General features: G+C 61.6%; 15 protein-coding genes. 9 read left to right on the top strand and 6 right to left on the bottom strand.

Annotation, left to right across the window (positions count from 1 at the left end; genetic code table 11):
- The first annotated feature begins 62 nt into the window (after positions 1 to 62).
- The 4 genes from ACEXP3_RS07820 to ACEXP3_RS07805 all read left to right on the top strand — a co-directional run bounded on the left by ACEXP3_RS07820 (position 63) and on the right by ACEXP3_RS07805 (position 4705).
- A complete protein-coding gene (locus ACEXP3_RS07820) occupies positions 63 to 1544 on the top strand; it encodes a mannitol dehydrogenase family protein (RefSeq protein ID WP_377296738.1) in 1482 nt (493 codons plus the stop codon).
- 9 nt (positions 1545 to 1553) lie between these two features.
- Positions 1554 to 2240 carry an HAD family hydrolase gene (locus tag ACEXP3_RS07815; RefSeq protein WP_377296737.1) on the top strand — a complete coding sequence of 229 codons (687 nt, stop codon included), beginning with the start codon at positions 1554 to 1556 and terminating at the stop codon, positions 2238 to 2240.
- Positions 2241 to 2311: 71 nt separating this feature from the next.
- Complete coding sequence (locus tag ACEXP3_RS07810) at positions 2312 to 3892, top strand: FGGY-family carbohydrate kinase (RefSeq protein WP_377296736.1); 1581 nt, start codon at positions 2312 to 2314, stop codon at positions 3890 to 3892.
- A gap of 66 nt (positions 3893 to 3958) precedes the next feature.
- Complete coding sequence (locus ACEXP3_RS07805; protein WP_377296735.1) at positions 3959 to 4705, top strand: sulfate transporter family protein; 747 nt, start codon at positions 3959 to 3961, stop codon at positions 4703 to 4705.
- Here ACEXP3_RS07805 and nth read toward each other — a convergent pair.
- Positions 4658 to 5446: an endonuclease III gene (gene nth, locus ACEXP3_RS07800; RefSeq protein WP_377296734.1), complete on the bottom strand. Its 789-nt coding sequence runs from the start codon at positions 5444 to 5446 to the stop codon at positions 4658 to 4660. The two genes, ACEXP3_RS07805 and nth, sit on opposite strands and share 48 nt — an antisense overlap.
- 24 nt (positions 5447 to 5470) lie before the next feature.
- Here nth and ACEXP3_RS07795 point away from each other — a divergent pair, with 24 nt between their 5' ends.
- From ACEXP3_RS07795 to ACEXP3_RS07780, 4 genes are all read left to right on the top strand, one after another.
- Positions 5471 to 5965, top strand: coding sequence for a DUF2244 domain-containing protein (locus tag ACEXP3_RS07795; protein WP_377296733.1), 495 nt, complete (start codon positions 5471 to 5473; stop codon positions 5963 to 5965).
- Positions 5966 to 6043: 78 nt separating this feature from the next.
- The gene (locus tag ACEXP3_RS07790; RefSeq protein ID WP_377296732.1) at positions 6044 to 6922 is read left to right on the top strand and encodes a methylated-DNA--[protein]-cysteine S-methyltransferase; all 879 of its coding nucleotides are present in this window, start codon (positions 6044 to 6046) and stop codon (positions 6920 to 6922) included.
- Positions 6923 to 6971: 49 nt separating this feature from the next.
- The gene (locus ACEXP3_RS07785) at positions 6972 to 7208 is read left to right on the top strand and encodes a CopG family ribbon-helix-helix protein (protein ID WP_377296731.1); all 237 of its coding nucleotides are present in this window, start codon (positions 6972 to 6974) and stop codon (positions 7206 to 7208) included.
- Between the two features lie 4 nt (positions 7209 to 7212).
- Positions 7213 to 7500: a type II toxin-antitoxin system RelE/ParE family toxin gene (locus ACEXP3_RS07780; protein ID WP_377296730.1), complete on the top strand. Its 288-nt coding sequence runs from the start codon at positions 7213 to 7215 to the stop codon at positions 7498 to 7500.
- A gap of 13 nt (positions 7501 to 7513) precedes the next feature.
- Here ACEXP3_RS07780 and ACEXP3_RS07775 read toward each other — a convergent pair whose 3' ends face one another.
- On the bottom strand, positions 7514 to 8494 hold the full coding sequence (locus tag ACEXP3_RS07775; protein ID WP_377296729.1) for a sugar-binding transcriptional regulator: 981 nt from the start codon (positions 8492 to 8494) through the stop codon (positions 7514 to 7516).
- Between the two features lie 175 nt (positions 8495 to 8669).
- Here ACEXP3_RS07775 and tal point away from each other — a divergent pair, with 175 nt between their 5' ends.
- The gene (tal, locus tag ACEXP3_RS07770) at positions 8670 to 9629 is read left to right on the top strand and encodes a transaldolase (RefSeq protein ID WP_210105484.1); all 960 of its coding nucleotides are present in this window, start codon (positions 8670 to 8672) and stop codon (positions 9627 to 9629) included.
- 64 nt (positions 9630 to 9693) lie between these two features.
- Here the strand turns inward: tal and ACEXP3_RS07765 are convergent, their stop codons facing one another.
- From ACEXP3_RS07765 to ACEXP3_RS07750, 4 genes are read right to left on the bottom strand one after another with little or no spacing between them, the layout of a single operon-like run.
- Complete coding sequence (locus ACEXP3_RS07765; RefSeq protein ID WP_377296728.1) at positions 9694 to 10536, bottom strand: metal ABC transporter permease; 843 nt, start codon at positions 10534 to 10536, stop codon at positions 9694 to 9696.
- Positions 10533 to 11393: a metal ABC transporter permease gene (locus tag ACEXP3_RS07760; protein ID WP_377296727.1), complete on the bottom strand. Its 861-nt coding sequence runs from the start codon at positions 11391 to 11393 to the stop codon at positions 10533 to 10535. Before ACEXP3_RS07760 ends, ACEXP3_RS07765 begins: the two co-directional genes overlap by 4 nt.
- Complete coding sequence (locus ACEXP3_RS07755) at positions 11374 to 12282, bottom strand: manganese/iron ABC transporter ATP-binding protein (protein WP_377296726.1); 909 nt, start codon at positions 12280 to 12282, stop codon at positions 11374 to 11376. The genes ACEXP3_RS07760 and ACEXP3_RS07755 overlap by 20 nt, the downstream gene beginning before the upstream one ends.
- Entirely contained in the window at positions 12279 to 13157 is an 879-nt protein-coding gene (locus ACEXP3_RS07750) for a metal ABC transporter substrate-binding protein (RefSeq protein WP_377296904.1), read from the bottom strand. Before ACEXP3_RS07750 ends, ACEXP3_RS07755 begins: the two co-directional genes overlap by 4 nt.
- Positions 13158 to 13415 lie beyond the last annotated feature (258 nt).

The following is a 13415-nucleotide window of genomic DNA, read 5'->3' as shown; positions in this document are numbered from 1 at the left end:
TGGCCCGCACGCGGGCGATCACGCTGCAATCTTACTCCCTGGGACCCTTCGAGGACCGCACCATGACTGTCAAAATCTCCCTCTCCACCCTCTCCGATGCAGCGGCCACGGCGGCTATCCCGGCCTATGATCGTGCGGCTCTTTCCGCCGGCATCCTGCATTTCGGCGTCGGCAATTTCCATCGCGCCCATCAGGCGGTCTATCTGGATGACCTTTTCAACGAGGGGTTCGATCATGACTGGGCCATCGTCGGTGCCGGTGTCCTGCCCTCCGACCAGGCGATGCGCGAAAAACTTCAGGCGCAGGATTTCCTGACGACGGTGGTCGAGCAGGACAACAACCGCACCGCCGCCCGCGTGACCGGGCCGATGATCGATATCCTGCCGGTCGGCGATCAGGCCGCCATCATTGCAGCTCTCACCGATCCGAAGATCCGCATCGTCTCGATGACCATTACCGAAGGCGGCTACTTCATCGACGCCAATGGCGATTTCAACCCGGCGCATCCGGCCATCCGCGCCGATGCTGAAAATCCCGCTGCCCCGAAGACGGTCTTCGGCCTCATCATCGCCGGGCTGAAGGCGCGCCGCGAAAAAGGGATCGCGCCCTTCACCGTGATGTCCTGCGACAACATTCCCGGCAACGGCCATGTGACGGAAAACACCGTCTGCGGCCTTGCAAAACTCTCCGATCCGGATTTTGCCGCCTGGATCCACGACAATGTCGCCTTTCCCAATTCCATGGTGGACCGCATCACACCGGCCACCGGCGCCCGCGAGATCGACTTCCTGCGCAACACGTTCGAGATCGAAGACGGCTGGCCGGTCTTCTGCGAGGAGTTCAAGCAGTGGGTGATGGAAGATCATTTCCCCGCCGGTCGCCCCGCCCTTGAAAAGGTCGGCGTGCAGTTCGTCGAGGATGTGGCACCCTACGAGCTGATGAAGATCCGTATCCTCAACGGTGGCCATGCGGCAATCGCCTATCCGGCAGCGCTTCTCGATATCCATTTCGTGCATGAGGCAATGGAACATCCGCTCATCCGGGCATTTCTGGAAAAGCTGGAAAAGGAAGAAATCATCCCCATCGTGCCGCCGGTGCCCGATACCAGCCTTGAGGCCTATTACGATCTGATCGAGCGGCGTTTCCTCAACCCGAAGATCGGCGACACCATTCCGCGGCTTGCACAGGATGGCTCCAATCGTCAGCCGAAATTCATCCTGCCCTCCACCGCCGACCGCTTGCAGCGCGGCGAAGATATCATCGGCCTGTCGCTGGTGTCGGCTCTCTGGTGCCGTTACTTTGCCGGCACATCCGACAGCGGCAAGACGATCGTCTTCAACGATGCAAGCGCCGAAAAGCTGCAGGCGGCAGCACTTGCGGCCAAAACCGATCCAATGGCCTTTCTGGCTTTCGATGAAATCTTCGGCGCCGTCTCCGGCTCGCAGCATTTCCGTGACCGGTTTGCCCATGCGCTTCAGACATTGTGGTCCAAAGGCACGGCCGCCACACTTCAGCTCTATCTCGAGGGCCGACTCGTCGGCTAGAGTGATGTCATGACGAACTCGGCGCCGCTGATAATCTTCGACTGCGATGGCGTGCTGGTGGACAGCGAGCCGCTGTCCATCCGCGTTCTGGTGGATGCGGTAAAGGCGCATGGCGTCGTCATGACCGAGGCGGAGGCCTATCGCCACTTTCTCGGCAGAAGCCTTGCAACCATGGTGTCCGTCCTCGACGAGACCTTCGGTGTCGAAGCCAACGAAGCATTTCTCGACCGGATGCGGGCGGATCTTTACGCCCGCTTCGAACAGGAACTGCAACCCATTGCGGGCATTGCCGCAGCGCTCCAGGCGCTTAATTGGCGGTTCTGCGTGGCCTCGTCCAGCCAGCCGGAACGTATCCGACTGTCGCTCGGCCTCACCGGTCTTGTCGATTTCTTCGAGCCGCATATATTCAGCGCCACCATGGTGAAGAACGGCAAGCCGGCGCCGGATCTTTTCCTCTACGCGGCAGAGCAGATGGGAGTGGCGCCGCGGGATTGCATCGTGATTGAAGATAGTCCCGCCGGGATTCTGGCGGCAAAACGGGCGGGAATGGCGGTGTTCGCCTTTACCGGCGGCTCGCATGCAGACCGGGAGGAGTACCGGGCAGACATCACGGCTCTGGCACCCGATGCCGAGTTTGACGCCATGTCCGATTTGATCCACCTTGTCGATCACCATATCGACGGTTGCAGCCGATAGCAGCGACGGGCGCACCATAAGCGCCATGTCTTGAGAAGATGGCTTTCAGGGATGATGGGGAATATGACCTGATGCGTGCGCACCTGGTGGCGGTCGATGTGGGGACGACCAGCGCGCGGGCCGGCGTTTTTACCCGGGACGGCAGGCTTCTTGCCAAGGCACGGCATCCGATCGTGATGCGCCGCGATGGCGATGCCTTTGCCGAGCATGATTCGGAAGACATCTGGCGGGCTGTGTGCCATGCGGTGCGCCAGGCGATCGGTGAAGCGGGCCTTGCCGCCAGCGATATTGCAGCGCTTGGTTTCGACGCCACCTGTTCGCTTGTGCTGCGCGACCGTGAGGGCGCCCCGCTTGCCGTCTCCCACCAGGGTGAAGATCGCTTCGATACGATTGTCTGGCTCGATCACCGTGCCGTGCTGGAGGCGGAACGGTTGAGCGCCACGGCCCATCCGGTGCTCCGGTTTTCTGGCGGCTCGCTCTCGCCGGAAATGCAGATCCCCAAGTTGATGTGGTTGAAGACGCATCTGCCCGACAGCTGGCAGCGGGCCGGCTATGTCTTTGATCTTGCCGATTTTCTCACTTGGCGCGCAACCGGCTCCAATGCGCGCTCGCGCTCCACGCTCACGGCCAAGTGGAACTACCTCTCGCATGAAGAACCGGGCTGGCATGCCGATTTCCTCAAAGCTGCGGGCCTTGAAGATCTGATCGAGAGAGCCTCTCTGCCGAAGGACACGCTTGCCGTCGGCGATGCCGTCGGCCGTCTCCGGCCAGAAGCTGCCGATGGCCTCGGGCTGGATGTCGAGTGCGTCGTGGCCGCCGGCCAGATCGATGCCTATGCCGGTGCACTTGGGGCTCTGGGCGCTGTTGCGGGGCATCCCGACATGGAGCGCAATCTGGCGCTGATTGGGGGAACGTCGAGCTGTCTGGTTGCGCTGTCGCGCCAGCCGCTGCCGGGGCATAGTCTCTGGGGACCCTATTACGAGGCACTGCTTGCCGGTCACTGGCTGGTCGAGGGAAGCCAGTCGGCCACCGGCGCGCTTCTCGATCATATGGTGCGCATGCATGCGGCGGGCGGCGAACCGACGCCAGGCCTTCACCAACGCATCATCGACCGCATTGCCGTCCTGCGGGCCACCGAGGGCCATCGTCTCGGCGAGGGGATCGACATCCTGCCGGATTTTCATGGCAACCGGTCTCCGCTTGCCGATCCGCGCGCGACCGGCGTCGTGAGCGGGTTGACGCTCGATGCCTCCTTCGACGGACTTTGCCGCATCTACTGGCGTACCTGCGTGGCGCTGGTGCTCGGCATCCGCCATATCCTGGAAACCATGGAGACGTTCGGTCACGGCTTCGACATGCTGCATGTGGCCGGAGGGCATGTGCAGAACCCGCTGCTGATCGAACTTTATGCCGATATCACCGGGCATCCCGTGCGCGTGCCGGCTGCCCCGGATGCAGTTCTCGCAGGCTCTGCGATGGCCGCGGCGGTTGCAGCAGGGCTTTACCCTTCGCTTGCCGATGCCGGACTTGCCATGGACCGCGGCGGCGAAATCCGTGAGCCCAATGCCGCGGTGCGCGCCGATTACGACCGTGATTACCGCCGGTTCCTTGCCATGCATCGCCACCGCGCCGAACTCGAAGCCATCAGCTGACCGGCTGCTTATTGTTCGCGGCCCAGCGTGCACCTACATTCAGGTCCTCAACGGAGCCCGCCACGCATGATCTTTCAATCCGCGCGACTGTCCCTCTTGAACCTTTTTGCGCCGGAAACGCGCTCGGCCTTCTGGAAAGTTCTGGGGCTGACGATCCTGGTGCTGATCGGCCTTTGGTTTGCGCTGCGTGGCATCTTCATCGGCTATGTCTGGCCCTACTTTGCCGATCTTCTGCCGAGCGTGCCGGACTGGGCGGGCTGGCTCACCTTCATCTTTGCGATCCTCGCCGGCATCGGGCTGGCGCTTGGCCTTGCGCTGTTGATCGCACCGGTGACCGCGCTGATTGCCGGCCTGTTTCTCGATGATGTGGCGGAAGTGGTGGAAAAGCGCGACTATCCGAACGATCCGCCCGGCACGGAACTGCCGCTCGGGCGGGCCATGGTCGAATCGGTGCAGTTTCTCGGGGTGGTCATCCTCGGCAACATCATCGCGCTGTTTCTGCTCTTCCTGCCGGGCATCAATCTCGTCGCCTTCTTTCTGGTGAACGGTTACCTGCTGGGCCGCGAATTCTTCGAATTTGCCGCCATGCGCTTTCGCCCGCCGGTTGAGGCCAAGGCGTTTCGCCGCAAGCATCAGGGCACGGTGTTCCTGGCAGGCCTCCTGATCGCAGGCTTTCTGGCGATCCCGATCGTCAACCTGCTGACGCCGCTGTTTGCCGCCGGCATGATGGTGCATCTGCACAAGGCCTTGAGCGCGCGTGATCCGTCATTCGCTGTTGCGGAGGGCATCCGCGCCCAGCATCTGCGCGGGTAGTTCGGCAAGCGGCACCGGCACGTCGCAGGTCTTGGCCGGATAGCGACAGAGATCGGCAATCACGCACGCCTCGCATTCCGGCTTGCGGGCCTTGCAGGTGTAGCGCCCGTGCAGGATCAGCCAGTGATGGGCGTGAAACAGGTATTGCTTCGGAATGATCCGGAGCAGGTTTTCCTCCACCGCATCCGGCGTGCTGCCCGGCGCCAGCTTCAGTCGGTTGGCAAGGCGAAACACATGGGTATCGACGGCAAGCGTCGGAATGCCGAAGGCCATCGACATCACCACATTGGCCGTCTTGCGCCCGACGCCCGGCAGCCGCATCAGCTCTTCCCGGGTTCTCGGAACCTCGCTGCCGAATTCCTCGATCAACAGGCGCGACAGCGCGATGACGTTCTTGGCCTTGTTGCGGTAGAGCCCGATCGTCTTGATATGCTGGATCACGCCCTCTTCGCCGAGCGCCAGCATTTTTTCCGGCGTATCGGCGATCTCGAAGAGCTTTCTTGTGGCGCGGTTGACGCCGATATCGGTGGCCTGCGCCGACAGCGCCACCGCCACCACCAGCGTGAACGGGTTCACATGCTCCAGTTCGCCTTTTGGCTCCGGCCGTTGGATGCTGAAACGGCGGAAGATCTCCTCGATCTCCGCCTTGCTGTAGGCGGTGCGGGCATGCCTGCGGCTTCTCGCCGCGCCATTTGACTTTTGTGAAGTTTGCATATGGGATTGTGACTTCGAGATTGCCATCTAGCTTCTATGACAAGGCACGGGATGGAAGGCAACGTGGACAGGCTGGAGGATAACCCGGTTTTTGCAGCCGAGCTGACACCCTATCGCTCGCTCGGGCGCAAGGGCTTTCGCATCTTGCTTGCCGTGAGCGGTGCCGTCTGCCTGCTGCATGGCCTGTTCTTCATGGCAACCGGCGCCTGGCCGATCGGTCTGTTCTTCGGGCTGGATTTCTTCCTCCTCTACGGCGCCTTCTGGCTGAACTACCGCGCCGGCCGCGCCCGCGAGGAAGTCACGGTGTCGCGCACCAATGTCTCCATCCGAAAATTCTCGCCGGCAGGGCGCATGGTGGAACATCGCTTCAACCCGTTCTGGGCCCGCTTTCGTGTGCGCCGGCATCAGGAATACGGCATCACCTCCATGCACGTGACCGGCGAGGGGCGCCTGACCGATGTGGGCTCCTTTCTCAACCCGGATGATCGGGAAAGTTTTGCCAAAGCGTTCCGCGGGGCGCTTGCCACGGTCAAGCAGCGGATCTGAGGGCAGAGTGACGCAAGAATCGGGTGGCGTCTTCCGCCCGCCCGTGGTGAATTCATCCTCGACATGAGGACTTTTCCGATGAACGCCTTTTCGCCCGTACCCGCCACCGACATCACACCAGAGGGTGAGGATTATGCCGTGGTCAAGCAGGTCATCGAACGTATCACGCTCGATTACCGCGACCAGCCGTCGCTCGAGAGGATCGCCGCTGACCTCGACCGCTCGCCGACCCAGCTTCAGAAGGTTTTCACCCGTTGGGCGGGCCTGTCGCCGAAAACTTTTCTGCAGGCGGTGACACTCGATCACGCCAAGCGGCTTTTGGGGCACGAGCAATTGCCGCTTCTGGAAGCCTCCTATGAAGTGGGCCTGTCCGGTCCGGGCCGTCTGCATGATCTTTTTGTCACCCACGAGGCGATGAGCCCCGGCGAATGGAAGGCCAAGGGCGGAGGTCTGACGATTTCCTACGGCTTCCACCCGTCGCCCTTCGGTTTGGCGCTGGTGATGGCAACCGAGCGCGGACTTGCGGGTCTAGCCTTTGCCGATAACGAAGGGGGCAAGGCTGCCTGCTTCGAGGACATGGCCAAACGCTGGCCGAATGCCGTTTATGTCGAGGACAAGGCCGCAACCGCGCCCTACATCGCCCGTGCCTTTGATCCTTCCCGCTGGTGCGCGGAAGAACCCTTGCGGGTCGTCCTGATCGGCTCGGACTTTCAGGTGCGCGTTTGGCAGAGCCTTTTGAAAATTCCCTTCGGCAAGGCCGTCACCTATTCCGACGTCGCCCGCGACATCGGCCAGCCGACGGCGAGCCGTGCGGTGGGCGCTGCCATCGGCCGCAATCCCATCTCCTTCGTCGTGCCCTGCCACCGGGCGCTCGGCAAAAGCGGAGCGCTCACCGGCTATCACTGGGGGCTCACCCGCAAGCGCGCCATTCTCGGCTGGGAAGCGGGCAAGGCGTGAGGGGCAAATTTTCTTTGTGCCGCACAGCCGGGTGTGAGAGACTGACCGCATGAAAACCTCGATCGACCTTCCCGATGACATCTCGCGCCGCATCGACCAGCTGGCCGAACGGACGAGCCTGACGCGCAGCCGGATTGTCGAGGATGCACTTTCCCACGGCCGCTCCCTTGCGTGGCAGGAAAAATGGATTGCGGGTGTTCAGGCCGGAATTGCGGATGCGGACAAGGGCGAATTTGCCTCGCCGGCTGACATCGACGCGCTCTTGGCCAGATACGATCAGGTCTGATCGCATGCAGGTCCTCTGGACTCGCCGATCCATTGGGGAACTCACCGCCATCGGCGACTACATCGCCCAGCATAATCCGTCGGCTGCAGCCCGGGTCGTCAAGGATATCCACCGCAGAACCGTTCGGCTCCTGTCGGCCAATCCGTTCATCGGTCGCCGCGGAGAGATCGAGGGGACGCGCGAACTGGTCCTGCCGAACCTGCCCTATATCGTCGCCTACCGTGTGCGGGAGGATCAGGTCGAAGTGCTGTTCGTGCAGCACGCGGCACGGGATTGGCCAGACGATATCTGAACGCCGTTGTCGTTCACTCCCCAGCCAACCCCAATAGCTCCCGTGCCGCCGCCTCGTCGGTAATCAGCGTGTTGCAGCCGATGCGGCGGATGGTGGCGCGGATGGCTTTTGCACGGTGGGCACCGCCCGAGGAGAGCACGATGTGACGGGCCTTCTTCAGCGTGTCGAGATCGACCGACATCACCCGCTCGTGGATCGGGTGTTCGATGGTGTGGCCCTCGGCATCGAGGAAGTTGAACATGGTGTCGCAGACGCAGCCGGCATCCACCAGTTCCTGCAGGGTGTCGTGACTGATGAAGCCCTCCGACAGGGACGTGGAGTGCGGGCCGATATCGCCGCAGGAGACGATGGCGAGATCGAGGTTTTCCGCCAGATCGTAGAGCGTCTTCAACCCGCATTCCTCGATCAGCGCCCGCTTGGTGGCAACGGAATCGACGAGAAGCGGCGCCAGAAACATGTAACATTCTGCGCCAAGCTGGCTTGCCAGCCGCCAGGTGTAATCGATCGGGTTTGTCTGGTGGACGGCAACGATGCCGCCGAGCAGGGAGACGACCTTGCAGTTTTCGCGCCTTGGCGGGCGAAAGCCGGAAAGCGATGCCGTCATGGTGCGGCCCCAGCCGACGCCGATGGTCATGTTGTCGGTCATCACTTCGGTAAGGAACTGCCCGAGCGCCAAGCCGACAGCCTTGGCAATGGCGCCCGCATCGTCGCTGTCGGGGGAGGGCACCACCACGGCCTCATCCAGCCCATAGGCCTTTTCCAGCTTCACGGCGAGATCGACGCAATCATCGATGCCTTCGCTGATCCAGATCTGCACTTCCGAACGTTTGAGCGCCTCGTCCAGCAGGCGGATGACGGTGGAGCGGCTGACGCCGAGCTTTTCCGCCACGTCCTTCTGGGTCAGTCCCTGGTTGTAATAGAGCCAGGCGGCGCGCAACCGAAGCGACGCGGCTTCCGAATAGGCGATATGCGTGTCGCGTCTGAGTTTCGCCACGGGTATGCGGATCCTTTTGCGTCCTGAGGAGACAGGACTATCGATTGTGATGAAACAAATGTCAAATCGACTGGGCAAATGTCTTGACTTTTGCGCTGTGGACCGCAGATACTAAGGATAGAGAGGGGTGCAGTTTTTCCCTCAATTCCAATGCAACAAGTCAAGGATATTCCGGATGGCGTCCAAGCTCGAACAACTCCGTTCCATGACCACGGTTGTCGCTGATACCGGCGATATCGAGGCTGTGGCGCGTCTGAAGCCGGTGGATTGCACCACCAACCCGACCATCGTGCTCAAGGCGCTTGGCACGTCGATGTTTGCCGACGATGTCAAGGAAGCCGTCTCTTGGGGCAAGAAGCAGGGCGGCAATGAGGAAGCGGTGATTTCGGCCGTTGCCGATCGCCTGGCCATTTCCGTGGGTGCCGCGCTCTCCAAGCTGGTGCCGGGCCGCGTCTCGACCGAAGTCGATGCGGATCTCTCCTTCGATACCGAAGCGTCGATCAAGAAGGCACATGGCATCATTGCCGCCTACAAGGAGCGCGGCATCGAGCGCGATCGCATCCTGATCAAGCTCGCCTCCACCTGGGAAGGTATCAAGGCTGCCGAAGTGCTGCAGACGGAAGGCATTGACTGCAACCTGACGCTGCTCTTCTCCAAGGCCCAGGCGATTGCCTGCGCGGATGCCAAGGCCTTCCTCATCTCGCCCTTCGTCGGGCGTATCCTCGACTGGTACAAGAAGTCGACCGGCGAGGATTACACCTCCGAAACCGATCCAGGCGTCATCTCGGTGCGCCAGATCTACAATTACTACAAGGCGAACGGCATCGAGACCATCGTCATGGGTGCCTCCTTCCGCAATGCCGGCGAAATCGAAGCGCTGGCCGGTTGCGACCGCCTGACGATCAGCCCGGCACTGCTCGATGAACTGGACAAGGCCGAAGGCACGCTGGAGCGCAAGCTGTCCCCCGACAACATCACCGAGGACGCCTTCTTCCCGATCGACGAGAAGAAGTTCCGCTGGATGCTGAACGAGGATGCGATGGCAACTGAAAAGCTGTCGGAAGGCATCCGCTCCTTCAACAAGGATCTGATCAGCCTTCGCGCCATGGTGAAGAAGGAACTGGCTGCGGCCTGATCGCAGTATCGCTTTGACCGATGACAAGCGGCTCGCCTTGATGGCGGGCCGTTTTGCATTGGGGTCAGGAGGTCGCCACACTCCGTCGGGCGCGGATCGAGGTGCGGATAAAGGCGGCGATAAAGACAGCGCTCATCAGCAGCACGATGGTCGGTGCCGGGGCGCTGTCGATGAAGAAGCTCAGATAAATGCCGAGGAAGGACGCAGTCAGGGCGATGGCAACAGCCACCAGCATCATCGTGTGGAAGCGCCGCGTCAGCAGGAAGGCGATCGCACCGGGTGCCACCAGAATGGCAACCGACAGAATGATGCCGACGGCCGTCAGCGCCCCGACCACCGTCAGGGACAGTACCGTCAGCAGGCCGTAATGCAGCAGTTTTACCGGCAGGCCGATGGCCTGCGCATGCTGCGGATCGAAAGCATGCACCAGAAGGTCCTTGCGCAACACGCCGAGAAAAATCGTGCAGCCAAGGGCAATGAGACCGGTCTCCAGTAGGTCGGCGGGTGCGATGCCCAGCATGTCGCCGAACAGGATATGGTCGAGATGCACGTCGCTCTTGACGGCAACGAACATCACGAGGCCCAGCCCGAACATGCCTGAAAACACGATGCCGAGCACCGTATCCTCCTTGATGCGGCTGTTGTCCTTGAGGTAGCCGGTCGACAGCGCACAGACGAGGCCGGCGGCGAAAGCCCCGAGCGACAGCGGCAGCGACAGCATATAGGCGACCACCACGCCCGGCAGCACCGCGTGGGAAACCGCATCGCCCATCAGCGACCAGCCCTTCAGCACCAGCAGACAGGACAGCATGGCCATCGGCACGGCAATCATCATGGTGACGATAAAGGCATTCTGCATGAAGGGCAGCTGGAACGGCAGGATGGCCAGTTGCAGGGTCTCGCTCATGCCGGCTCCTCCAGGGCATGGGCGCGGCGGCGGCGCGCCGCGATCAGGCCGTGCTTGGGCGCAAAGACGAAGGCGGCCAGAAAGATCAGCGTCTGCAGCACCACGATGATGCCGCCGGTGGCGCCGTTGAGGAAATAGCTCGCATAGGCGCCGACAAAGCTGGTGGCAGCACCGATGCCGGCCGCCATCACGATCAGGCGCTGGAACCGGTCGGTGATCAGATAGGCGGTGGCACCCGGCGTTACCACCATGGCAACGACCAGGAAAGCGCCGACCGTTTGCAGGGCGGCAACCGTGGAGGCGGCCAGCAGCGTGAAGAACAGTGCTTTCAGGAAATCGGGGCGAAGGCCGATGGTGCGCGCATGATTTTCATCGAAGAAGGCCACCATCAGGTCCTTCCATTTCAACAGCAGGATGACGAGGCTGATGCCGCCGATCAGCACCAACTGAACCGTATCTTCCGGCGTGATGGCGAGGATATTGCCCAGCACGATGGTCTGGATGTTGACCGATGTCGGCGACAGCGACACCATGAACAGGCCAAGCCCGAAGAAGGCGGTGAAGATCAGCCCGATAATGGCATCTTCTTTCAGCTTGGTGCGCTGGTTGAGAAACAGCATGGCAATCGCTGCAAGTCCGCCGGAGAGGAAGGCCCCGAGCGCGAAGGGCAGGCCCAGCATATAGGCGCCGGCAACGCCCGGCACGATGGCATGGGACAGCGCATCCCCGATCAGCGACCAGCCTTTCAGCATTAGATAAGCCGAGAGAAAGCCGCAGACGCCACCTACCAGCGCGCTCACCCAGATGGCATTCAGCATATAGCCATAGGTGAAGGGCTCAAGAAGCGTCTGGAGCATCCGTAGCCTCCTGCGGTGCCCGGGTCGCCGTCCTGCGGGTGCCATTGCCATAGGTCACATAGGGGCGTTCATCGTCGGTGATGACGCGGACATGGCGGGCGTCCTCGTCGTCATGCAGGTCGCGGCCGCCGAGGACGAAGTGGCGCAGCACGCCGCCGAAGGCCTTTTCGAGGTTCTCCTCGTTGAACGTGTCCTGCGTCTTGCCATAGGCGATCACGGTGCCCTTGACGAAGACGGTGCGGTCGCAGAAATCCGGCACGCTGCCGAGATTGTGGGTAGAGACCAGCATGACGCGGCCTTCGTCGCGCAGGGATTTCAATAGCGCGATGATCTGTTCCTCGGTGCCGACATCGACGCCGGTGAACGGTTCGTCGAGCAGGATGACCTGGCCTTCCTGGGCAAGGGCGCGGGCGAGAAACACCCGCTTGCGCTGGCCGCCGGAGAGTTCGCCGATCTGGCGCTTGCGAAACTCCGTCATGTTGACCCGTTCCAGCGCCTCACTCACCATCTCGTGGTCGCGGCGCGAGGGGATGCGCAGGAAATTCATGTGGCCGTAGCGGCCCATCATCACCACGTCCTCGACGAGAACCGGAAAATTCCAGTCCACCTCTTCGGCTTGCGGCACGTAGGCGACAAGGTTTTTGCGCAGCGCCTGGGCCGCACTCATGCCCAGGATGTCGACAGTGCCGGCAGAGAGCGGCACAAAGCCCATGATGGCCTTGAAGAGGGTGGATTTGCCGGCGCCGTTGACGCCGACAAGGGCCGTGATGGTGCCTTTGGGAACCGTGAAACTGGCCTGGCGCAGCGCCGTATGCCCATTGCGGTAGGAGACGGTGACGTTATCGACCTTTATGCCGAAGGCCGGCGGCTTCACCTTTCCCATCATCATTGCGCAAGACCTTTCGCAATCGTGCCGGTGGTGACTTTCAGAAGATCCAGGTAGGTCGGAACGGGGCCATCCGGATCGCTGAGACTATCGACATAGAGCACCCCGCCATAGGTCGCCCCTGTTTCCCGCGCCACCTGCTTTGCCGGATCGGGCGAGACGGTGCTTTCGGAAAAGATCACGCCGATCCTGTCGGCCCGCATGGCATCGATCACCGCTTTCACCTGCTGCGGCGTTCCCTGGCTGTCGGCATTGACCGGCCAGAGATACAGTTCCTTCAGGCCGAAATCCCGGGCGAGGTAGGAAAAGGCGCCTTCGCTCGTCACGAGAAAACGCTTGTTTTCAGGCAGACTGTTCAGCGTGTCGCGGATCGGCTGGACGGCCGCGCGGATCTTGTCGGAATAGGCCTTTGCATTGGCGGCATAGAGATCGGCATGGGCGGGATCGACTTTAGCGAGCGCCTTGCGGATGTTTTCCACATAGATCAGGGCGTTATCCGGAGACATCCAGGCATGCGGGTTGGGCTTGCCTTGATAGGCGCCGCCGGCAATCGCCATCGGCACCACGCCCTCCGATACCGTGACGCTTGGCACATCGCCCATGTTGACCAGGAATTTTTCAAACCACTGTTCGAGGTTCAGCCCGTTGCGCAGCACAAGGGTTGCATTGCGCGCACGCAGGATGTCGCGGGGGGTGGGCTGGTAATTGTGAATCTCGGCGCCGGGTTTGGTAATGCTTTCGACGTCGGCGGTGTCGCCCGCCACGTTCTTGGCCATGTCGGCGATAATCGTGAAGGTGGTGACCACCTTCGGCTTTTCCGCCGCGCTTGAAACAGCCGGGGCAAGGCTAAAAACGGTTATAAAACCGGCAGCGAGCATGCGCAGTAGCACGGATGTCATCCTCTAATGCAACTCATTTGCAATCTAACTTAGCCTCGCTTTTACCGATGTCAATGCTATTGCAAATCATTCGCAACTTCGTGACTTTCGCCTTAACGCCGCGCCCTGTCGCGGAATGAAGCATCGCGGCCGTTGAGATTGGCATGGGGGCTTAAAGCTTCTTCAAGAGTAATGAGAGAGGATGTCCACTCGGCCTTCAGGGCCTGTGTTTTGCGTTGAGGGGATTTGAGCATGCCG

Origin of the sequence: Neorhizobium fuzhouense (assembly GCF_042611105.1) — a bacterium.
Classification (GTDB): domain Bacteria; phylum Pseudomonadota; class Alphaproteobacteria; order Rhizobiales; family Rhizobiaceae; genus Neorhizobium; species Neorhizobium galegae_A.
The sequence above is the reverse complement of the archived record's forward strand: the minus strand, read 5'-3'. Positions and strand labels throughout refer to the sequence as shown.

Coding starts and splice junctions, on each gene's coding strand:
- nth (WP_377296734.1), bottom strand. CDS start 5,446: ATGGCAATCTCGAAGTCACAATCCCATATGCAAACTTCACAAAAGTCA.
- ACEXP3_RS07805 (WP_377296735.1), top strand. CDS start 3,959: ATGATCTTTCAATCCGCGCGACTGTCCCTCTTGAACCTTTTTGCGCCG.
- ACEXP3_RS07820 (WP_377296738.1), top strand. CDS start 63: ATGACTGTCAAAATCTCCCTCTCCACCCTCTCCGATGCAGCGGCCACG.
- ACEXP3_RS07780 (WP_377296730.1), top strand. CDS start 7,213: ATGCAGGTCCTCTGGACTCGCCGATCCATTGGGGAACTCACCGCCATC.
- ACEXP3_RS07760 (WP_377296727.1), bottom strand. CDS start 11,393: ATGCTCCAGACGCTTCTTGAGCCCTTCACCTATGGCTATATGCTGAAT.
- ACEXP3_RS07795 (WP_377296733.1), top strand. CDS start 5,471: ATGGAAGGCAACGTGGACAGGCTGGAGGATAACCCGGTTTTTGCAGCC.
- ACEXP3_RS07815 (WP_377296737.1), top strand. CDS start 1,554: ATGACGAACTCGGCGCCGCTGATAATCTTCGACTGCGATGGCGTGCTG.
- ACEXP3_RS07750 (WP_377296904.1), bottom strand. CDS start 13,157: ATGCTCGCTGCCGGTTTTATAACCGTTTTTAGCCTTGCCCCGGCTGTT.
- ACEXP3_RS07765 (WP_377296728.1), bottom strand. CDS start 10,536: ATGAGCGAGACCCTGCAACTGGCCATCCTGCCGTTCCAGCTGCCCTTC.
- ACEXP3_RS07785 (WP_377296731.1), top strand. CDS start 6,972: ATGAAAACCTCGATCGACCTTCCCGATGACATCTCGCGCCGCATCGAC.
- tal (WP_210105484.1), top strand. CDS start 8,670: ATGGCGTCCAAGCTCGAACAACTCCGTTCCATGACCACGGTTGTCGCT.
- ACEXP3_RS07810 (WP_377296736.1), top strand. CDS start 2,312: ATGCGTGCGCACCTGGTGGCGGTCGATGTGGGGACGACCAGCGCGCGG.
- ACEXP3_RS07755 (WP_377296726.1), bottom strand. CDS start 12,282: ATGATGATGGGAAAGGTGAAGCCGCCGGCCTTCGGCATAAAGGTCGAT.
- ACEXP3_RS07790 (WP_377296732.1), top strand. CDS start 6,044: ATGAACGCCTTTTCGCCCGTACCCGCCACCGACATCACACCAGAGGGT.